This window comes from Siminovitchia fordii DSM 16014 = CIP 108821 (assembly GCF_000374565.1).
GTDB classification, from domain to species: Bacteria; Bacillota; Bacilli; order Bacillales; family Bacillaceae_C; genus Siminovitchia; species Siminovitchia fordii.
This window is the reverse complement of sequence record NZ_KB894702.1, coordinates 42,700-63,888: the sequence shown is the minus strand read 5'-3', so window position 1 is coordinate 63,888 and position 21,189 is coordinate 42,700. Positions and strand designations below refer to the sequence as shown.

Annotated in this window: 17 protein-coding genes and 1 pseudogene; 3 read left to right on the top strand and 15 right to left on the bottom strand. The window is 39.1% G+C overall.

Annotated elements, in window-relative coordinates; translation table 11 throughout:
- Positions 1 to 13: 13 nt before the first annotated feature.
- From C509_RS0118210 to C509_RS0118175, 8 genes are all read right to left on the bottom strand, one after another.
- Positions 14 to 1,282, bottom strand: a complete 1,269-nt coding sequence (locus C509_RS0118210) for a hypothetical protein (RefSeq protein WP_018708366.1) — start codon at positions 1,280 to 1,282, stop codon at positions 14 to 16.
- Entirely contained in the window at positions 1,279 to 2,553 is a 1,275-nt protein-coding gene (locus C509_RS0118205) for a lipopolysaccharide biosynthesis protein (protein WP_018708365.1), read from the bottom strand. The genes C509_RS0118210 and C509_RS0118205 overlap by 4 nt, the downstream gene beginning before the upstream one ends.
- A 2-nt stretch (positions 2,554 to 2,555) precedes the next feature.
- Positions 2,556 to 3,884 (bottom strand): nucleotide sugar dehydrogenase, encoded by a 1,329-nt coding sequence (locus C509_RS0118200; protein ID WP_018708364.1) that lies wholly within the window; start codon positions 3,882 to 3,884, stop codon positions 2,556 to 2,558.
- 14 nt (positions 3,885 to 3,898) lie between these two features.
- A complete protein-coding gene (locus C509_RS0118195) occupies positions 3,899 to 4,909 on the bottom strand; it encodes a Gfo/Idh/MocA family protein (RefSeq protein WP_018708363.1) in 1,011 nt (336 codons plus the stop codon).
- Between the two features lie 18 nt (positions 4,910 to 4,927).
- A complete protein-coding gene (locus C509_RS0118190; protein WP_018708362.1) occupies positions 4,928 to 6,748 on the bottom strand; it encodes a polysaccharide biosynthesis protein in 1,821 nt (606 codons plus the stop codon).
- Positions 6,749 to 7,082: 334 nt separating this feature from the next.
- Positions 7,083 to 7,850, bottom strand: coding sequence for a tyrosine-protein phosphatase (locus tag C509_RS0118185; protein ID WP_018708361.1), 768 nt, complete (start codon positions 7,848 to 7,850; stop codon positions 7,083 to 7,085).
- Between the two features lie 92 nt (positions 7,851 to 7,942).
- Positions 7,943 to 8,620 (bottom strand): CpsD/CapB family tyrosine-protein kinase, encoded by a 678-nt coding sequence (locus C509_RS0118180; protein WP_033370359.1) that lies wholly within the window; start codon positions 8,618 to 8,620, stop codon positions 7,943 to 7,945.
- A 16-nt stretch (positions 8,621 to 8,636) separates the two neighbouring features.
- Positions 8,637 to 9,383 carry a YveK family protein gene (locus tag C509_RS0118175; protein ID WP_018708359.1) on the bottom strand — a complete coding sequence of 249 codons (747 nt, stop codon included), beginning with the start codon at positions 9,381 to 9,383 and terminating at the stop codon, positions 8,637 to 8,639.
- Between the two features lie 179 nt (positions 9,384 to 9,562).
- Here C509_RS0118175 and C509_RS0118170 point away from each other — a divergent pair, with 179 nt between their 5' ends.
- Both C509_RS0118170 and C509_RS0118165 read left to right on the top strand, forming a co-directional pair.
- Positions 9,563 to 10,339: an SGNH/GDSL hydrolase family protein gene (locus C509_RS0118170; RefSeq protein ID WP_018708358.1), complete on the top strand. Its 777-nt coding sequence runs from the start codon at positions 9,563 to 9,565 to the stop codon at positions 10,337 to 10,339.
- 163 nt (positions 10,340 to 10,502) lie between these two features.
- Positions 10,503 to 11,210: a GDSL-type esterase/lipase family protein gene (locus tag C509_RS0118165; RefSeq protein WP_018708357.1), complete on the top strand. Its 708-nt coding sequence runs from the start codon at positions 10,503 to 10,505 to the stop codon at positions 11,208 to 11,210.
- Between the two features lie 7 nt (positions 11,211 to 11,217).
- Here C509_RS0118165 and C509_RS26615 read toward each other — a convergent pair whose 3' ends face one another.
- The 6 genes and pseudogenes from C509_RS26615 to C509_RS0118130 all read right to left on the bottom strand — a co-directional run.
- The gene (locus C509_RS26615) at positions 11,218 to 11,379 is read right to left on the bottom strand and encodes a hypothetical protein (RefSeq protein ID WP_018708356.1); all 162 of its coding nucleotides are present in this window, start codon (positions 11,377 to 11,379) and stop codon (positions 11,218 to 11,220) included.
- 18 nt (positions 11,380 to 11,397) lie between these two features.
- A complete protein-coding gene (locus tag C509_RS0118155; protein WP_018708355.1) occupies positions 11,398 to 13,104 on the bottom strand; it encodes a phospho-sugar mutase in 1,707 nt (568 codons plus the stop codon).
- A 369-nt stretch (positions 13,105 to 13,473) separates the two neighbouring features.
- On the bottom strand, positions 13,474 to 15,624 hold the full coding sequence (locus tag C509_RS25220; RefSeq protein WP_018708354.1) for an Ig-like domain-containing protein: 2,151 nt from the start codon (positions 15,622 to 15,624) through the stop codon (positions 13,474 to 13,476).
- A 91-nt stretch (positions 15,625 to 15,715) separates the two neighbouring features.
- Positions 15,716 to 16,525, bottom strand: coding sequence for a teichoic acids export ABC transporter ATP-binding subunit TagH (tagH, locus tag C509_RS0118140; RefSeq protein WP_018708353.1), 810 nt, complete (start codon positions 16,523 to 16,525; stop codon positions 15,716 to 15,718).
- A gap of 12 nt (positions 16,526 to 16,537) precedes the next feature.
- A complete protein-coding gene (locus C509_RS0118135) occupies positions 16,538 to 17,356 on the bottom strand; it encodes an ABC transporter permease (RefSeq protein WP_018708352.1) in 819 nt (272 codons plus the stop codon).
- Between the two features lie 15 nt (positions 17,357 to 17,371).
- Positions 17,372 to 18,535: pseudogene (locus tag C509_RS0118130) on the bottom strand (CDP-glycerol glycerophosphotransferase family protein); the annotation flags it as partial.
- A gap of 124 nt (positions 18,536 to 18,659) precedes the next feature.
- Between C509_RS0118130 and C509_RS0118125 the strand changes: the two are divergent.
- Positions 18,660 to 20,201 (top strand): glycosyltransferase family 2 protein, encoded by a 1,542-nt coding sequence (locus tag C509_RS0118125; protein ID WP_018708350.1) that lies wholly within the window; start codon positions 18,660 to 18,662, stop codon positions 20,199 to 20,201.
- Positions 20,202 to 20,370: 169 nt separating this feature from the next.
- On the opposite strand, the gene tagH (C509_RS0118120) is transcribed toward C509_RS0118125, so the two are convergent.
- Positions 20,371 to 21,177, bottom strand: a complete 807-nt coding sequence (gene tagH, locus C509_RS0118120) for a teichoic acids export ABC transporter ATP-binding subunit TagH (protein WP_033370357.1) — start codon at positions 21,175 to 21,177, stop codon at positions 20,371 to 20,373.
- Positions 21,178 to 21,189 lie beyond the last annotated feature (12 nt).

Genomic DNA, 21,189 nt, shown 5'->3' with positions numbered 1-21,189 from the left:
GTTGCCAAAATGTTTAACTTTTGTTCTGCTTTAATAGCGATAGACAGATCCCTAAAAAGTACATGAAAAAAACAGGGTAATTCCAACCGTTTAATGTGTCTGATTGATAGCCTAATAGTAAAGAGAAAAAAACATATTGAATACCTAACACTTTGATTTTAATGTGAGGTGATTTTAAAAAATAGATGCTAGCTCCTAAATAGAATATTAATGTAACAAGTGAGTAGATTAACCCATAATTAATGATCCCATATAGATAATCATTATCCAATACATTAATAATACCCGGTCCAATGCCAAAAATTAAAGAAAATATTAAACCCTTACTTTTTGCAACACTTAGCGCATCTTCCCACATGATAGTTCTAAAATCAAAAGAATTAACACTGGACAATGATTTTGTTTCCAATATTAATAATAATTGATTTAGGTAGGGGAAATACGATCCATATTTGATTAGGAACCAATATACAAGTAAAAATGATGATAACAAAATAATAATATACTTTGGAAACCTAAATAAGGCTAACTTTAAAGATTTAATTTCTAAAAAGAACTTACAAAACAAAAGAACTACCGGAAATAAAATTAATAATGAACGAGAGCCAGATAATAACACCAAAACTGCACTTAAAAATATAAAAATAAGCTTTTTTACTTTTTTATCCTCAAACAACATGATAATCACAGCTATCTGGATTATTACCCAAGCAAATAAGTTGGGATTATACATCGTTCCTGCAATTCTAACCAAAGCTCCTAACGGCCTGGTTTTGTCCATACTGTAAAGTGGAGAGAATGTAGTAATACCGAACAATTGTGTCACACCAACAATAATTTGAACAAATAATAAAAAGTATGCTACATTCAATAAATGTCTTTCAAGTTCTTTTAAAGTAAATAAATTAGAAAAGTGATAACTTGAAAATAAAATAACTATAAAAAATATAGGTTTAAATATATGTGTGAACGAATTAAAAGAAAGATCATTCGCATTTGACAAAATTGATAAAGCAATAAAAAAAGATAAGCTTAAAAGCACTGTTATTGATTTAAATATATGGTTATCAAATTCTATTTGTTTTTTAAGTGATACTACTAAAATTAATAATATAATCCAAATTAAAGGATAGGTAAAAAAATGTATATTTTCCCCACTTGGACGAGGCATTAAAACAAATAACAACGGCAATGCCATTATTAATAGATCATTTTTTTTAAAGAGGTATAATTTATTTATGACACCTTCACCACCTTTAAAGTTTTTCCGAAATAAGATCATCTATTATTAAGAGATTCAACCTGTTTCTTTATATTTTTCCATGTAAATATGTAATTAATTAAATAACTTATACTCATACTATATACATAAAATTTGATAGTCTCTTTAAAAGGTAGATCGAAGTATAAAGTATTAGTAGCAACAATTACAACTAAAATAAATCTTAATAAATCTAACAAAAACTGTTGTTCTTGTTTATTAATGCTATTCAATGTTTGAGAAAGTGGGCTAACTGTAAACTGAAAAACTAACAAAATAGACAAGTGTTTAATAACTCCAGCAGCTTCATTCCATTGTTCTCCTAGTAAGTTGCTCACAATAAAATCTGCACTCACATATATTATCAATGCGATTAAAGAACTCAAAGAAAAAAGATAAAAAGTGAATTTCACGAAAACTTTTTTAATTGCTTTAAAATCCTCTTTTTGAGATAAATTACCTATTGCACTTATATAATATTGACTTACTGCCTGTGAAATAAATAACATAGGACCTATAGTAATTCTTTGGCTTATAGTATAAATACCCAAAAAATATGGATTAAAATATGCCGCAATAAATACTGGAAATAAATGCAAAGTAGCACCATTAAGAAAAGAGCCAGGGACGGTATATTTGGGGAATTTTATATATTTTAAAGCAGCGTACTTAATTCGTCTTGGCTTTATCAGTTTAATATTATCTCTTAGTTCTGTTAATATTTTTTTTATTAATTTAAATCCGCCAAATGTTCGTCCCAAGACATCTCCTAACATTAACGATACTGATGTGTTGTTTAATATGCCAAAAGTAACCTGTGATGTAGATGTTATTAAACTTTTATTTACTTTACTCCATGCAATATTATTAAAATATTTATTTCTAAGTCCATAATATATAGAAATATTATAAAGGCCTTCTGCAAAAACAATAAATGGCAAAAAAATAAAAATGTACGGAGATAAGTTCATATTATTTATTGAAAGGAAACCATACGAAAGTAGAGCTAGAACGAAACTAAAAATAACCAAAGTTAATATGTTTAAAATTAATAAATTAATATATATATTTTGCTTTTTTTCAAGCGGTAGTGCCAATTCATACTTTAGAAGGCTAAATATATTAAATATTGACAATAAAGAAATGAGGAATGACAATTCCCCCATTTGCTCAGGATTGAAAATCCTTGCTAATATCGGCAAAGCTAATAATAGAATTAACTGTGAAACAATATTCGAGCCTATTAAGAAGGATAATTGACTGCTCTTAATTTTGTTTAAAATTAACTTCATTCTTATAGACCTCTAACATTTGGCAATTTTTCCTTTATAGCATTTTTAGTATCGTATATAACCTTTGCGTATTTTTTTATTTCATCATAAGGAAAGTTGGAGTGTTCAGTTGTAATAACAACTAAATCAGCTTCTTTAATAGTATTTATGTCTAACTTAGACGTACTATAAATGGTATTATTCAATTTAAATTCTGCAATATATGGATCGACCGCTTTCCACTTTACACCATAATCAACCAGCTTCTTTAAAATTGGCAATACTGGTGATTCCCTATAATCATCAATGTCTTTTTTATAGGCTATTCCTAATATTAATACATTCGATGACTTTAATGATTTTCCACTTTCATTTAAAATCTCTGTACATCTACGGACGACATATTCCGGCATCTCATCATTAATTTCTCCTGCCGATTCAATCAACTTAGTATGATAATTATACTCGCGAGCCTTCCAGGTCAAATACCATGGATCAATTGGAATACAGTGTCCGCCTAGCCCTGGTCCAGGGTAAAATGGCATAAACCCATAAGGTTTTGTTGCTGCTGCGTCAATGACTTCCCAAACGTCAATGCCCATCTTATTACAGAGAATAGCCATCTCATTTGCAAGCGCAATATTTATGTTTCGAAATGTATTTTCCAATATCTTTTCCATTTCTGCAACAGCAGGGCTTGATACTTCATGCACATCACCATCAAGAACAGAGCGGTACATTGTTGCTGCCACTTTTGTGCAAGTTGGTGTGATACCACCGACTACTTTAGGTGTATTTTTTGTGTTAAATGTTTTGTTTCCAGGATCTACTCTTTCCGGTGAATAAGCTAAGAAAAAGTCCTCCCCACAAACAAGTCCTGACTCTTCTAAGATAGGTCTGATTAATTCTTCAGTTGTGCCAGGGTATGTAGTGCTTTCCAACACTACTAGAGTTCCTTTTGTAAAATTTTCAGCTATTGCTTTAGCAGAGCTTTCTACATAGGACATATTCGGCTGCTTGTAAATATCAAGAGGAGTAGGCACACAGATCGCAATGGCATCTACTTCTTTGATAAAGGAGTAATCGGCAGTAGCCGACAATTTCCCGGAATTCACCAAGGTCTCCAAGTCTGCTGGAATTACATCCCCAATATAATTTTCTCCATTATTAACTTTTACCACTTTTTCCTCTTGAACATCGAAACCAATGACTTGATAACCTGCTTTTGCTTTTTCAACTGCTAAAGGAAGACCAACATAACCGAGCCCTACAACTCCAATGGTTGCAGTTTTTGTTTCTAATTTCTGAATTAACTCATCTGACATTTTTTTTGTATCAACTTCCGTTCTCATGCGAACGCTCCTTTTCAAAATTTGATTGGCATATTTTTGCTTGCAGATTCATAGAAAGCAAGTACAAGTTCTAATACATTTTTTCCATCTATTCCAGTAACAGTTGGCTGGGTATTTTCCTTAACTGCCTGTATGATATCCGAAATAATTCGTTGATGACCCGGTATTCCCCAAGGATCGGTATTTATTTTTTCTGTTATAGACTTTATTTTTTCTTCTCCATAACCTTCAATTTGAATATGATCAAAGTAAAGAGCATTAGGGCCGCCGATTTTAACGGTACCTTTTTCGCCAAAAATAGTAATTGATTCTTCAAAATTACGAGGATATACGGTCGTCGATGCTTGGACATTAGCCAGTGCTCCAGACTCAAAGCGGATTACTCCAGTCGATACATCCTCAGCTTCAATGTTACGTAACCTAGTTGCTTCCATACTGAAAACTTCTACTGGCTTTCCCATGAACCATAAAAGCAAATCAAGATTATGAATAGCCTGGTTCATTAACACACCACCATCGTGCTCTTTCGTTCCTCTCCAAGGGGCTTGATCGTAGTATTCTTGGTTTCGATTCCAGTTGACAATGCAATTAGCATGACTGATCTTACCAAGTGCTCCACTTTCGAAAATAGATCGGAGTTCCTGAACTACAGGGCGAAAACGGTTAGGATGCACAACAGCCAGCTTTACATCATTTTCATTTGCCGCCTTTATAATTCTGTCTGTTTCTTCAATGGTCATGGCAATAGGCTTTTCCAGTACAATATGCTTTTTTGCTGTAGCAACCTGCTCAGCAATTGGGGCATGTAATCCGCTCGGAGTACAAATGCACACAATATCTATAGAATGACTTTTTAACATATCACTTAGTTCTTCATACGGAATTGCACCATACTGTTCAACATAAGGATTCATAGCCTCTTGATATTTATCACATACAGCAACAAGCCTCGCATCTTCTATACTCTCAATGGCTACAGCGTGTTTTTTGGCTATAAACCCGCAGCCTACAATAGCAAAATTCATAAATGTTTTTACTCCTCACTATTTGGCAATATGAAGTTGTCTTGACCCTTTTTTGTTGGCTGTCTCTATAAGGGTTTCTTTCATTTCATCATCTGAGATTTCTTTTAGTTTATTTATCATATAATATAAATCCTCTTTGTTTATGGGTTCAGCCTTCCCGATATGGATTTTCGGGAAAACCTGCTCCTTCTGCACTTCATTCTCATTCAATAGTTCCTCATACATTTTCTCTCCCGGCCTGATTCCGGTATATTTGATGCCAATCTCTTCTTCTGTGAAACCCGAAAGAGTAATAAGGTTTTTCGCCAAATCGGATATTTTTACCGGCTCACCCATATCCAATACAAATACTTCACCGCCTCGAGCAAGTGTACCAGCTTGGATGACCAATCTTGATGCCTCAGGAATTGTCATAAAATAGCGTGTCATATCTGGATGAGTAACCGTTACTGGCCCTCCTGCTGCAATCTGTTTTTTAAACAAAGGAATGACACTTCCACGGCTTCCAAGGACGTTTCCGAAACGAACTGCGACAAACTTCGTTGAGCTTTCCTTCGCCATATTTTGGATGATCATTTCGGCAATCCGCTTGGTGGCTCCCATTACATTTGGAGGGTTAACGGCTTTATCGGTTGAAACAAGGACGAATGTATTGACAGCAAACGCCTCTGCTGCCTCTGCCACATTTTTTGTTCCAAAGATATTATTTTTTACAGCTTCCTTTGGATTGGCTTCCATAAGTGGGACATGTTTATGGGCAGCAGCATGGTAAACCACACTAGGCTTATATTGTTCCATGACTTCCATCATTTTTTCACGGTCCTGGACATCAGCGATGACCGGAATAATCCCTATATGTACTCCGTACTCCTGGCGCAGTTCCATATCAATGTTATAAATGCTATACTCCCCATGTCCAAGCAGGATGATTTCTTTTGGAGTAAATTTGCATATTTGCCGGCAGATTTCAGAACCGATCGAACCACCTGCTCCTGTAACAAGCACCGTTTCACCTGTAATAGACTCTGAAATGCTGCTGATATCCAATTCCACCGGATCACGCCCGAGCAAATCTTCTACTTCGACATTTCGTAGTGAACTAACTTCAATTTTGCCCGTCATGACATCTTCCAATAGTGGCATGATTTTGATTTCCACTTCAGTTATTGCACAAATCTCATAGATTCGGCGCACCTCTTTTTTGGAGAGAGAAGGGATGGCGATGATAATGTTCTCAATCCCTTTTTTCTTTACAATTCCCGGTATGTCTGTGATGGTCCCGCATACTTTGATTCCGTACATCTCCAACATGTATTTCCTCGGGTCATCATCCACAAATGCAATAGGATCCAACTCTACATCGTTGTTATGTAATAGTTGTCTAGCAACAGTTGTTCCACCAGCTCCGGCACCGACAATGAGTGTTCTTGCTTTTTTATTTATCGGCTTGATGTATCGGTCACGGTACATTCTCCAAGAAAACCGTGATCCGCCGATTAAAAGCATATGTAACATCCAAGTCAGGAATAAAACACGGACATGTACATGGCCAGCACCAACTAGTTGAGCGACTGCCGCTGTCAAGATGGAAAAAGTCACGGCCTTTGTGATTGTAACTAGTTCTCCAACGCTTGCATACTCCCATGCCTTGTGGTACAAGCGGTAGCGGAAAGCAAATATATGGTGGCTGATCAGCAAAATAAGCGAACTTACTAATAATAATTTCGAATTATAAAAATTTAAATATGGATGCAAAATAAAATAACCGACATAGATTGAAAACAGAACGATGACGGAATCTAGCAGCATCAACAGCGGTACACGCTTTTGATAGGTCAACGTGGATCCCTTCTTTTCTTTAAAATTTTAACAGAGGATATTAAGAGAACTTTGCCTGCTCATAATTTCACAAGTCTTTTTTCCTAAATAGCAGAATAAAGAAACCTACAAAATAAATGTCTAATGAAAACGCACAAGCTTATGCACTTTCATTAGACATTTAGCACCTTTAAGCTAATAATAAAGTAAAATAGGGGGCATCCAACCCATCCTCACACCACACCATTGACGACAGGCGTCTAAGGCTAGGATATCTGTCCCACCCACGGCATGGCCGAGTGTCTCCATTGATAACGGAAAGGAGGCATAACCGAAAACTTCCAACTCTTTGGTATTAAAAGAGGCCAAAGAATTTCTTCTTTTTAACTCGTTCAGGGATTTCTCTAAAGATATCTTGTCCTTCCACAATGGCTTCTGCATTATCCAAAAGCATAAATAACAAATCAGTTCCATATTGCTGCTTAACTGTCTCTAAAGCTTCTTCCATCTTAAACGTCCGATTGGTCGTATTATGTGCGTCTGATGCCAAAAAATGCGTAAGGTTGGCTTCGATTAGATCAGCGGTGAATTTCTGGATCTTTTTCCCGAAATAACCGACGAAACTTGCAGCAGTAATTTGTGTAGCCGCGCCGTTCTTTACCATTTTGTACAATTTATCCGGCTGCTCGATCAGCTCGGAATTCCTCTCAGGATGCACAATAACAGGAGTGAGTCCCTTCATCTGGAGATCGAACAAAAGCTGCTCCGTGTAACGCGGCACATGACCGGACGGCAGTTCGATGAATACATAAGATGAAATATTGGCTAACGTTAAGATCTCGCCTTTGTCGAAATCCTCGACCATTTCCCCGTAAATCCGGGTTTCCTGCCCTGGTAGAATTTCTAACTTGACCTGTTCACTTTTGAGGTAGTCATTCAACTCACTTGCCTTTTGAATAATATCCTCTTTGAAGTTGTTATATTTTCCATTTTGATGATGCGGCGTTGCAATGATCTTCTTAATGCCTTCTTCTTGAGCCTTTTGAGCCATGAGCAGGCTCTCAGTAAAATCAGCAGCGCCGTCATCAATACCGGGTAATATATGACAATGTATATCTATCAATGCGGTTTCCTCCTTATAAATAGATACTATATTCATATATTACCATTTTACTGGAATTTCCTTATCAGTAAATAGTAAAACTTGTCAAACGATCAGTTTGTCCCATAATAATAGTAATAATTGCTGTTTTTGTTCATCTTTTTATTGTTCAAAACAACGCCCAGAATTTTGCCGTTGGCGGCTTCCAACAACTCTCTTGTTTTCGTCGCGGCTTCTATTTCTGTTCTTCCGCTCGAAATGACCAGGACAGTCCCGTCACATTGATTCGAGAGAATTTGGGCATCTGTCACTGCCAAAACTGGAGGCGTGTCGAAAATGAGCATGTCATATGCACCTTTCGCTTCTTCAAAAAACTCCTTCATCCCTCTTGAACTTAATAATTCAGCCGGATTTGGCGGAATCGGCCCTGAAGGCAACACATGCAGAAGTTCTTCATTCGTCGTTTTGATAGCATCTTGTATTTCCATTTGTCGAGTCAATACATTTGTTAAACCGAATGTATTCGTGATGCCGAATGTGTAATGCACAGTCGGTTTTCTTAGGTCTGCATCAATGAGCAGCACGCGTTTTCCTTGCTGAGCGAATACGACTGCCAGGTTTGCCGTTGTAGTCGACTTTCCTTCACCTGGCCCTGAAGATGTGACCATAATGCTGCGAATCTCATCATCTATAGAGGAGAACTCAATATTCGTCCGTATTGTCCGATATTGTTCCGAAATTGGGGATTTTGGATTCAGCTTTGTTATAAGCTTTCGCCTCGTGGACTGCATACCTTTCTTACTTTTACTACTTCGAACCAACTGTCTCACCCCTCAGTCTTGGACTTCTTTCTGTACGAGACATTTTTTGCATATCCTGATCCTCAAAAGTGGCAATCGCACCAAGTACAGGAAGTTCCAGTAATTTCTCAACGTCTTGCTCTGTTTTCACAGTATTGTCAAGATACTCCAATAGGAAAGCAACTCCAATTCCTGCCATAAGTCCTACAATGAAGGCGATCGCAATGTTAAGAAGCGGCTTGGGTTTGACCGGTGACGGATTTCCCCCTACTTCCGCTTTTGCCAGGATGCTGACATTATCGACGTTCATAATATCTACAATTTCTTTTTGAAAAACCGTTGAAATTTGGTTGGCAATTTCAGCCGCTTTGTTAGGATCGGGATCCTGTACCGTTACATTGACAACCTGTGAATCTTTTTCACTTTGCACTATGATTTTTTCATTCAACTGACTTACGGTCATACCCAAGTCCAAGTCTTCATTGACCTGATCTAAGATGGCAGGACTTTTAATAATGACGTTATATGTATTGATCAGCTGCAGGTTCGTTTGAATTTCCCCTGGATTCACGATTGGTTGGTCACTTTTCGCCTGATTCACCAATAATTGAGTAGAAGATTGGTAGATCGGTGTAATAACGAAATAACTGACAATCCCGCTGATCAGGACGGCAGCCATGGTAATGAGCACGATTAAGTTGAGACGCTTTCGGATGGTCTCCATAAGCTCTCTGAGGCTGATTGTTTCTTCCATGTTATCCTCCTAGACAAACCTTTAAATTTGTGGCATGTTAATCATAGATTTTTTTGTAAAAATAAACCGCTAAATACGATTATATGTCGTATAATTGAAAAAAGCTATACCATTTCTATTTCACATTTATAACGTTTATTACAATTGCTTTACATATTTACAATTTATGGAGGATTCATATGCGTAAGTTTATTACTTTATTGGCTGTCATCGCAACGTTCCTTTTTCTGGTTGCCGGTCATTTTTACTGGAAAGAAAAGACAAGCGCTCATACTCCGGTGGAGAAAAAGGAACCAGTCGAGGCAAAAGAAAAAGCTAAAACCAAGAAGCCTGTTTCAGTGGATGAAGATTTGTTGACTGTGTCAGCAAACTGGCCAAAGGAAGCTCAAGATGCTTTCAAGAAGGCTACTTCGGAGGGACGACCTTATAAAATCGCATTTGTCGGTTCGGAGTCCATCGGCAAGGAGGATGGCGGATGGTCTGTCATGTTAAAAGATGCACTGAGTGAGGCATATGGCAACGCTGTAGAGGTCGGTATCTTCGAATATGATGAACAATCCGACGAGTTTATCACCAATGGACACGCTGAAGAAGTGGCAAAGTTCAAACCGGATTTTGTATTGTTTGAGCCGTTCACTTTGAATGACAACGGAAATATAGAAGTCGAAGACAACCATGAAAATATCAAAACATTTATTTCCGATGTAAAAGATGCCGTTGTTGTGCTGCAGCCGCCTCATCCGATTCATGGTGCTACTTTCTACCCTGGGCAAGTTGACCAGTTGAAAGCCTTCGCCAATGCGGAAGGGCTTGATTACTTGGATCATTGGTCCGAATGGCCTGATCAGAGCAATGAAGAGCTTCGTACCTATTTACAGGATCAGCAAAGTGCTCCTAATGAGAAAGGTCACGAGGTATGGTTCGAGTTCTTGAGAGATTATTTTATAGCAAAGTAAGGAGAGGTTCAGCCTGGGGCTGGGCCTTTTCTGTGGTTTTGGTCATATACCCCGAAGGAGTGCGGAGAGCGAAGTCAATAATTTTGCAAAAAACATAACATACATGTAAAACTTCAAGCTTTTTTATGGTACTCTTGTACTACCAACTATCTAGAGGTGCAACATGTACGGAAAACTAAAACGCGTTCTTTTCATTTCTATTGGATTAAACTTACTCTTTATTCTTATCATCGGTCTTACTTTTATCAAATTCGATAAAGTTGATGCCGGGGGAAAAAAGTCGATTGCAGCAAAGAGAACGGGCTTCCATTATTTCGAAAGAACAACTTTATTTAACGAACTCCCAATACCGCAGGGTTCCATTGTATTTTTAGGAGACAGCCTGACCTTCCGCACCGAATGGAGTGAGCTTTTTCCTGGAAAAAATGTGATCAACCGAGGCATTGGCAGTGATACAACAGCAGGGGTCCTTGAGCGACTGGACAACGTGGTTGCCGCTCAACCAAAACAAGTTTTCCTTTTGATTGGTGTAAATGATTTGAAGTACCATAGTGTTTCTTCAACGATCCAAAACTACTCAAAAATCGTAAACTGGATTCAATCAGAGTCGCCACGAACGGAAATTTTTATACAGAGTTTGCTTCCTATTAACAATAAGAAATACGGGAAAATATTATCAAATGATAAAATCAAGAAAATGAACACAGAGCTGCGGTCTTTGGCGAAAAATGCCGGAGTTCAATATATCGATCTTTACTCCATTTTTGCAGAGAATGATCAGCTTCCAGAAAAATATACGGTGGATGGAATCCATTTGACGGGAATAGGTTACATTCTCTGGAAAGAGGCCATAAAAGAGTATGTAGATTAGACTGGGTTCAGCTCCGCTGAACCCTTTTCTTGATGTTATGGTCTCCGATCATATTTGGCACTGTCGGATCATCCTTTACATCGTACAGATCATATACCGCCTTTTTCGGGCTATATTCATTTAATCCGGGCGGATTTCTATCTATTTTTGATAACAGGAGATTTAACATAAAAAAAGCCCTGGATGACTATTTTCCAGTGCCCATATAATCTCTTAACGATTCAACTTTATCCATCACTTCTTTTTCCAGCTTTAAGAGTTTTCCCCTGCTATCCGCTATGGACTTCCCTTTTACCCCAAAATAAAATTTGCATTTCGATTCGGTTCCTGAGGGACGGATGCATAACCACGAGTCATTGGCAAACTTGAATTTCAGCACATTTGCTTTAGGCAAATCAATAGGAGTCTTGGTTCCGCTTGGGACATGTATGGATTCACGGGCAAGATAATCTTCTAGCACCAAGGTTCGGCTTGGAGGCTCCGTTCGAAAAGCGTTCATTATGCGCCCGATTTGATCAAGGCCTTTCTTTCGTTCCAATTTTAAAGATTGCACCGATTCTTGGAAGTACCCGTATTGTTCAAAGAGGTCCAACAACACATCGTATAGGGACTTCCCTTGTTTTTTATAATAAGCTGCCATTTCTGCAACGAAAACTACAGACTGGATCGCGTCCTTTTCGCGAACGAAATCTCCTATTAGATAACCACAACTCTCTTCATACCCAAAAAGAAACTTAAATTCTTCCGTTCTTTCAAATTCGTCTATTTTTTCCGCAATAAACTTGAATCCTGTCAGTGTATCTAGAGTTCTAACTGAAAAATCAGATGTGATGGCTTTTCCCAACTCCGAAGTGACGATTGTTTTGATGATGGCACCGTTGCGTGGCAAGCTCTTTTGCTTGAGTAAATAGTGCAGCATAAGCGCTCCCAACTGATTTCCGGTTAAGACGACATATTCACCAGATGAATTTTTTACCGCGACTCCGAGACGGTCGGCGTCTGGATCCGTCGCCAATAAGATATCTGCATCAGATTCCTCTCCATACTGGATGGCAAGCTCAAACGTAGCATGGTCCTCGGGATTAGGTGATTCAACTGTAGGAAAATCAGGATCGGCGTACATCTGCTCTTTCACTAAAGTTACATTGTAAAATCCGGCTGCGTTTAAACCTTTTCGCACATGATGCATAGCTGTTCCATGCAAAGGGGTGAACACTATCCGTAAATCCTTCTGTACCTTTTTATTCAACCGAATTGCAGCGAGAGAATCGAGGTAGGCATTGTCGATTTGCTTACCGATATATGTAATAAACCCCTGCTGTTGAAGTTCCTTTTCATGTGGTGGTTCCAGTAAGCATTCAGATTCAACCGTTTGAATTATATCCGCTAATCTGTCTGCTGCTCTCAGTGGAAGCTGTGCTCCGTCCGGCCCATACATTTTTAACCCATTATAATCTGGCGGATTATGGCTGGCCGTGATCATGATGCCGGAATATGCGCTCAGATAGCGAACAGCGAATGACAGCACTGGCGTGGGACGGAGATCCTTAAAAAGGAAAGAGCGTATTCCATACATCCCGAAAATTTTCGCCGATTCCATAGCAAATTCTTGGGACAGGTGCCTGCAGTCGTGAGCAATCACCACGCCTCGTTTTATCGCGTCTTGCCCTTGTTCCATCATATATTTCGCCAAGCCTGCCGTTACTTTTCGTACGGTGTAAATGTTCATGCGGTTTGTTCCAGGGCCCATACGGCCGCGGATTCCGGCGGTACCGAACTCCAAATTTTTGCAAAAGCAATCTTCAGGGTTAGGCTCATTCTGTAATACTATTCTTAAAGGATCTTCAAGGGGCAGGTGCTTCAGCCAATGAGTCATGTTTGATTTCCAATCCATTGGGTTTCACGCCTTTCTTATTGGATTTTTTAGAGGGAGTAGATTCCCTTTATGTGGTTCTTTATAAAGAACAAAAAGTGATTAAAAAGGACACATTGGTAGTGTGTTAATAGTTTCTAATTTTTTGTTCTTAAAAAAGAACGTTTCATTTATTATAGTGCTTTACTTAGGAAAAAGCTATACATTTGTTATGCAAAATACTAGAGGGATTTGTCACATTTTGCATCCTTCGGGTTTTGAATTTTTATAATGTGACATATTTATAAGCTTGAATATTTTTAACAAAGAGGCAAAATCATATGTTGGGATTAAAAAATGGAGGAATACCCATAAGAAAAAGCCGTCCTATGAGGACAGCTTTATTCCCTGCTAAGATTTTTTAACTGTGATCTTTGCCGGCTTGCTCGTGTTTCCGGCTTGATCTTTTGCATATATTTTCAGCACCGTTCCGGCTTTTTGTTTTTTTATTTTGACAGTGAAACTACCCTTGTTATTAGCCTTGGATGTACCAAGTACCTTTTTTCCGGCTTTTACAGAGACAGTAGCTCCTTTCTCCGTTTTTCCCTTTACGGTTGTTGTTTTTATTGTTACTTTATTTACTGTAGGTACTTTGGGAGGGATTTTATCCACTACAATGACTTTACGCTCTTTACTGACATTGCCGGCCTTGTCAGTAGCAGTCACATATATTGCAGTTCCCGCTTTACGGGCTGCTTTCAAGTTCACCACAAATTTGCCGGCTTTATCGGCCGTGCCTGACCCAATGACCTTGCCGCCGGCCTTAAGCGTAACATTAGAGCCTGCCTCCGCCTTCCCAGTCACTTTCAGGTCCCGATTACTGACTTTGGAAACGGTTGGCCTGGCTGGAGGCGTTTTGTCGATCACTGTCAGAGTAGCAGGATCACTTTTGTTTCCAGCTTTGTCGACAGCATATACTTGCAGCTTGGCCCCTGCTTTTTGTTTTTTTATCGTAACCGAGAACGATTTTTTACTAGTAGAAACGGCTTTTCCTAAAGTCGTAGAGCCCGTATTTACATAAATCGTCGCTCCCGCTTCTGCACTCCCTTTTACAACAATATCCCGGTCACTCACTTTTTGTACGGCCGGCCTTGCTGGGGCCGTGTGGTCTCTCGGTTCGCCGGGCCCAAAAAATGTGTAGTCAATATTCTTTCCTTTAGAGGTCGGGATCGTTTCATAGCCCGTTGCTTCTTTGACCACCGCACCTCCGCCTCTTAAATTGGCACTTGATCCCTTGTAAATGCGAGGTCTTATAGTGTTGAAGCCCGGTTCGCTATTAAAACCGTACTTACCGCTTTTTTCTTTTAAAAGAAGGGCGGCACGGAAATTCGTCATTAACTTTCCAAATGTAAGTTTAGGATCCATGTACTTCTTCGCTGCTTTTTCAACAGCTTTGTAGTTGTTATTCGAATCTCTGATGATTTCTTTAAAAATGGCGTCACCCTGTTTGGATTGTACCTTCACATACTGAGCAAAAAGATAGGATAGAGAATAATTGGCAAGTACATCCCCATAATCATCCCAATATAAAAGGGAGTGACCGTTTGTAACGGAATAGGATGAGTTATAATAATCAATCCGGTCTTTTAACACACTGCCTGTATAAATTTGCTCTGCAGCCATTGCCAGACCTTCATCCAGCCATGGGTCCATCTCCTTGCCGCCTTCAACCAAGACATTTTGGTTAAAGTTCACCATATGCTGGAATTCATGGGCCAAAGTACTGTATGCCGCCGTGACATCTTTTTTTGAATCCAGGCCCATTGTCGGGTAGGTGTCGATATAAAAAATCTCTGATCGGTTCGATCCTGGTGCATCATACAGATCTCTCGAGTAAAAATAACCCGCTATATATCCTCCGCTATACTTGAATCCATCTTTTATATCATAACAGAGAATATTGATCTTACCGTCGCCGTCCACATCCGATTCATTGCCAAAATTATTAGTAACCGCGCTGTAGATTTTGTTATCAAATTCACTGCCTAGCATCTGCGCATGTTCTTTTGTAAAACTTTTACCATACCCCCACACATTCACCTTCTCTCCTGTATAAAGAAGCTGGGCCTGAATCTTATATTCTATGAATTTGTCAAAATCAAAAACATTAAAATAGCGATTTGATCCTACTTTATTGAGCGTTTTATACATCAAGGACTTACTCTCCATCTTCCGGTCTTCGAATTTCTCGGTATCAAACGGAAGATTTACATCCATCTTAAAGGCTTCCGGACTTAGATTTTTCTCCAAACGATATTTTTCATTGTTAATGACAGGTGTTCCTGTAAATTGTTTGCTGTTAGGATTCACCGATTCATTACTGATCAACATATAGTTTTTGGCAGGTTGATTTGAAACGGTAGTGGCCGGTTCCCCTGTTTCCGGGCTTACCTGCATACTCGGATTTGAATCCACCTCTATTTCAGTCTCCGCAGACGCTAAAGCAGGCATACCAAACAATATGATTAATAAACAAATAAGAGCTCTTTTAATATGTCTCATCCTCTCGACCTTCCATTGGAAAATTATGACTGTCTTATGAGGATTATAATCTAAATACTAGACGGTGAGACATACAATTTATAAATATTTTTTACAAAACTGGATTTTTTAACATTTCCCGTTGCTTAACCATCGCTTCTTCCTTATATGCTTCCTTTTCTTTCCCTGACAGCCTCTTAAATTCATTGAGGAATTCTTCATATTGGGGAAGCACTTCCTCAACAGTTCCATACTTTCTGATCATCCCATATTCAAGCCATAAAATTCTATCACAGAACCTTTTCATCTGCCCTAAGGAATGGCTGACAAAAATCATCGTCTTCCCTTCACTTTTGAATTCCTTCATTTTATCCAGGCTTTTTTCGGCAAACGCTTTGTCCCCGACAGAAAGAGCTTCATCGATGATCAATATATCCGGATTGACGTTGACTGAAATGGAAAATCCGAGCCGCGACCGCATTCCGCTCGAATAGGATTTCACCGGCTGGTCAATGAACTTTCCAAGCTCTGAGAAATCAATGATTTCCGGCTCCAGCTCAACAATTTCCTTTTTGGAAAAACCGAGCATCAACAGCTTCAGCTCGATATTGTCCCTGCCCGTTAAATCGCCGTTCAACCCGGCAGCCACTGCAATGAGAGAGGCCTGTCCGTACACCTCCACGCTTCCGGATGTTTCGGGGACAATGCCGGCAATGATATTCGCCAAGGTCGATTTCCCTGACCCGTTCATACCGACGAAGCCGACCGATTCGCCTTTTTCCGCTTGAAAGCTTACATCTGCCAACGCATAAAAATCCTCTCCATAGCTTTTTGGAAAAATAAGATCAAATATGCGTTCCTTATCATTGCTGTAGAGCTTATATTTTTTTGTGATATTTCTTGCGATGATTGCTTTCTCCATCTTCTTCACACCCTATAAATAATCAATAAAGTGCCTGCGGAATTTCACGTGAATTTTCGCTCCGAGTAAAAATAAGATGATGACGACTCCCCAGAAATAAAGGGAGTATTGCCAATGCTCCAAGAAATACCATCCTGTGCCAAACAATGCCGAGCGGTAGCCCTCGATCAAATAATACAAAGGGTTCACTTTCAAGATGGTAGGCAGAGGTTCTTCCAAAATGGAAAATTGCCAAAGGACCGGCGACAGATAGAGCAGCATTCGAAGCGTCGCATTCAAAAACATATGCACATCCCTGATGATTGTTGACAAAGTGGATGTAATAAGAGAAATGGCGAATACCAAACTGAAAGAAGCAACGATGAAATAGATCACTTGAAGAAAATATACACTGACATAAAAGCCGCCGAGCTGGAAAATCAAAAATGTGGCTCCAAGCAGTACAACATGTGTATAAAACTGTGAAAAAATCGCGATGGCGGGAATGACACTCATCGGGAAATTCATTCTTGATAGCATACGCAATCTTGTATAGATGGATTTTGACCCTTGAATTGTCGACTGATAAAAGAACGTCCATAAAATAAAGCCGCCCAACAGCCAATAAATAAAAGGAACCTCATATCCGGGAACCACCTCAATTCCGGCCCGCTGACGTATGCTTCCAAATACAAACCAATAGATCAATATTTGGATGAGAGGATTCAAGAATTCCCAGGTCATTCCCAAATAATTGCTTTTATTTTTGCTTTTCAATTCATACATTGACAGTCTTCTGACTAGATAAAAATTTTCAATGAGTTCTTTAATAACGGTAACGGCAGATTTCACAAAAATCCCGCCTCTTTACAATTGGAATATTTCTTTCACGACCTGTTCACTGGCCCTCCCGTTTTCCAGATGGCAAAATTTTTTATAAAAGTCTTCAGAAGGCGTAAAGCTATGTTGATCAATTGCCCTGATTTCCTTAATTACATCTTCCGTCGTTCGGACAAGCGGTCCAGGTGCTTCTTTTTCGAAATCAAAATAGAACCCGCGCAGTTGATCCCGATACTCTTCGATATCGTGGACGAAAAAGATCATCGGCCGCTTCAGATTGGCATAATCAAAAAATACGGATGAATAATCAGTTATCAATAGATCGGAAATGAGATATAAATCCCGGATGTCTCCGTAAGATGAAACATCGAACACGAAGCCCTCCATCCCTGACAAATCAAGATTCTCCGAAACGAGATAGTGGAGCCTGAGCAAAATGATATATTCATCTCCAAGCTCTTTTTTCATCGCATCCAAATCAAGCTGGAGGTCAAATTTATATCTACCCTTGGCATAAAACTGATTATCCCTCCATGTCGGAGCGTACAATATCACCTTTTTATCAATAGGAAGCCCGCAAGCGTTCTTGATCTTAGCGGACGCCACGGCATTATTGGATTGGATTAAAAAATCGTTTCTCGGATACCCGGACTCAATCACTTTTTTCTTAAAATCAAATGCCTGCCTGAATATTTCAGTGGAATAGCCATTTGGGGAAATCAAATAATCCCATTTTGCTGCTTCCCTCGTAAAATTCCGTTTATATTTCTTCGTATTTGTTCCCGGCATATGGACCTGCTCAATGTCCAAACCAAGACGTTTCAGGGGAGTGCCATGCCATGTCTGGACATATACGGTCTGGGGGGATTTGCTGACCCAAAGCGGCAGCCGGCAATTCGTTACCCAATATTTTGCCCTCGTCATTAAAAAAAGCCATTTGAGGGAGAAACGGCGGACAATTTTAATGTTATGATCTTTAAGATCATCAATTTTTCTTTTATCCACACTCCAGTACATGCTATAATCCGAGTAATGATTCTGAATATATTCATAAATCGCTCTTGGATTATCACTGTACTGCTTGCCTGAAAAACTCTCAAAAATAATGAGCCGTCGATTTTTTGGCAAATAAATGCTCATTAATTTGAACAGCTTTTTGTATATTTTTTTCAGACGTTTTTTCAACTTCTTTTTCATTTATGATCACCACACATACCCAAAGTATGTCCAATGAATAAGTACATAAACCTTTGATGTTTATAAAAATCGTTCAATGAAAATAATGATAGTGTTTATTATTATATGGAGGTCTAAGATGCTTACCTTTTTAAACCGTATCTTTTCTAAACAACCGGCTGAACCAGCCGATATTTCATTTAAATATAATGAAGAAGGTTATTATATTCATCCGACAAACAGGCCAACTAATCCTAAAGTCTCCTTGATCATGCCTGTATTTAATGCAGAAAAAACACTGCGGAAAACAATTGATTCTGTAATTGATCAAACAATCGGTTTTGACGAGATCGAATTCATTATCATTGATGACAAATCAAGGGACGCTTCCCGCTCGATCATTTTGGATTATGCTAGTGCCTACCCGAACATCGTTCCCGTTTTTTTCAAAAATAACAACGGCTCACCAGCGAAACCTAGAAATACCGGAATTGAGCTTGCACATGGTAAATATACAATGTTCATTGACTCTGATGACTGGCTAAGTCCTGGGGGGATCAAAGCCCTTTATGACTTGTTGGAGAAAACGGGAGATCCTTATGCAATCGGTCGGACCATAAAAGTTGAGGACAATAAGCATGTCATCACCGGCGAATACAACAGCTGCGAATACCGGGAATCGATTAATCCCTGCTCGATTCCGCATATTTTCCAGCATCTTGGACCGACAGCCAGGATGATGAGGACCCAATTTCTAAAAGACCACAATTGCCGTTTTCCAGATATGAAATTTGCGGAAGACAAACAATTTTTCATTGACGTCATAACGAGTTGCCCCAGCATTTCAACAACCAAGGACGTGATCTATTACGTCAACCGCTTTAAAGATAATAAGAGCCTTGTGGGAAAAACAAACATTTTCGAAAAAACCGATACGAATCTGGCCGTTATCAGACATGTCATCCAGAAGGGGCTCCCTGAAGAAGTAGAGCGGATGGCTTTGAACCGGCTGTATGAGTTTGATTGCATTACGCGGTTGTTTAACAGACACCATTTTCTAAGATCGCTCCAAAAAGGAAAGTATTATTCAAAATTTGCAGAGGTGCTCGAGACGACCGAGGGACTGCGCTACGACTTTACAGAGAATTTCTTTGAGCCATGGCATAGGGTGCTTGTCGACCTATTCAAACAGGAGCGCTATGACAGTATCGTTAAATTGATTGAATGGAGCTTGAAAGATACGACAAAAGAAATGGTGATCCGGGAAGATGGCCTGCCGTATTACCGGCTTCCGCTAGAGGAGCCCTATGAGTGGGCAAGAATCAACATGTTGGCGGTTTACAAGGAGCATATCAAAACAGAGGATCAATACATTTTACGTGTCAACATCTACGGTGACTACCTGGATAAGATCAACTGCTTTGTGATTCGCCAGAGGGACAACGAAATGAATGAACACGTGCTGCCTATTCATCGTATTGGGGAGAACCTGTTTGAAATCGAAATGCCCCTGGATCTATTGGCACAGTTGAATGTCGCAAGCCATACGATGTTTTTCAGATATTACGATTACAGGAAGCTGCATATCAAAATGAACACGCGGCGGATTTTCGAGTATAGTGGGAAGAAAATTGATTTTTATACAACAATCGGAGATAACTTTGGGGTGACTGTGAAGTAGTGGGGACATGGTGGAAACAAGAAAGCTGATAGGGGTATAGCGTAAGTATTTTCGGCATTTTATCATCCATATCGAAGCAAATTCGAGTGCTACCGAATATGATCTGAAACATGCTTTACAATCAGAAGTAAACCGCCCGTATGTATTTACATGCGGGCGGTTTACTTAATTAGACTTTTTCTAATAATGCATCTTGCTGCCTTTTCATTGCTTCTTCTTTATACTTATTTTTTTCTGCTCCTGAGAGCTTTTTGAAACGATTTAGGAAGGCCTCATATTTTGGAATAATTTCATTTACCGGACCGAAATCTTTTACCATTCCATATTCCAGCCAAAGGATCTTATCGCAAAACCGCTTCATTTGTCCTATAGAGTGGCTGACGAAAATCATCGTTTTTCCTTGTTTTTTGAACTCCTTCATCTTATCCAGACTTTTCTCAGCGAATGCTTTATCTCCTACTGATAGTGCCTCATCAATAATTAAAATGTCTGGATCTACATTTACTGAAATAGCAAACCCTAAACGCGATCTCATGCCGCTCGAATAAGATTTAACAGGCTGGTCAATGAATTTGCCAAGCTCAGAGAACTCAATGATTTCGGACTCCAGCTCTTTGATTTCCTCTTTCGAAAATCCTAACATCAACAGCTTCAGCTCAATATTATCTCTTCCGGATAAATCTGCCTTTAGACCGGCTGCTACAGCAATTAATGCCGCTTGTCCATTCACTTGGACAGAGCCTGATGTTTCGGGAACAATACCTGCAATAATATTTGATAGGGTTGACTTCCCTGATCCGTTCATTCCGACAAACCCGATGACGTCTCCTTTTTCAGCTTCAAAACTAACACCCGCCAGTGCATAAAAATCTTCCCCATAACTTTTGGGTAAAAGAAGGTCCAAAATCCGTTCCTTATCACCGCTGTATAATTTATACTTTTTTACGATATTTTTAACGATAATGGCTTTTTCCATTCTGATCCCAAC

Bases quoted from the DNA above. Each gene is read 5' to 3' on its own strand.
- tagH (WP_018708353.1), bottom strand. From the start codon at position 16,525: ATGGAGAAAGCAATCATCGCAAGAAATATCACAAAAAAATATAAGCTC.
- C509_RS0118155 (WP_018708355.1), bottom strand. From the start codon at position 13,104: ATGGATTGGAAATCAAACATGACTCATTGGCTGAAGCACCTGCCCCTT.
- C509_RS26615 (WP_018708356.1), bottom strand. From the start codon at position 11,379: ATGTTAAATCTCCTGTTATCAAAAATAGATAGAAATCCGCCCGGATTA.
- C509_RS0118175 (WP_018708359.1), bottom strand. From the start codon at position 9,383: ATGGAAGAAACAATCAGCCTCAGAGAGCTTATGGAGACCATCCGAAAG.
- C509_RS0118165 (WP_018708357.1), top strand. From the start codon at position 10,503: ATGTACGGAAAACTAAAACGCGTTCTTTTCATTTCTATTGGATTAAAC.
- C509_RS0118195 (WP_018708363.1), bottom strand. From the start codon at position 4,909: ATGAATTTTGCTATTGTAGGCTGCGGGTTTATAGCCAAAAAACACGCT.
- C509_RS0118205 (WP_018708365.1), bottom strand. From the start codon at position 2,553: ATGAAGTTAATTTTAAACAAAATTAAGAGCAGTCAATTATCCTTCTTA.
- C509_RS0118125 (WP_018708350.1), top strand. From the start codon at position 18,660: ATGCTTACCTTTTTAAACCGTATCTTTTCTAAACAACCGGCTGAACCA.
- tagH (WP_033370357.1), bottom strand. From the start codon at position 21,177: ATGGAAAAAGCCATTATCGTTAAAAATATCGTAAAAAAGTATAAATTA.
- C509_RS0118170 (WP_018708358.1), top strand. From the start codon at position 9,563: ATGCGTAAGTTTATTACTTTATTGGCTGTCATCGCAACGTTCCTTTTT.
- C509_RS0118200 (WP_018708364.1), bottom strand. From the start codon at position 3,884: ATGAGAACGGAAGTTGATACAAAAAAAATGTCAGATGAGTTAATTCAG.
- C509_RS25220 (WP_018708354.1), bottom strand. From the start codon at position 15,624: ATGAGACATATTAAAAGAGCTCTTATTTGTTTATTAATCATATTGTTT.
- C509_RS0118210 (WP_018708366.1), bottom strand. From the start codon at position 1,282: ATGATCTTATTTCGGAAAAACTTTAAAGGTGGTGAAGGTGTCATAAAT.
- C509_RS0118180 (WP_033370359.1), bottom strand. From the start codon at position 8,620: ATGCAGTCCACGAGGCGAAAGCTTATAACAAAGCTGAATCCAAAATCC.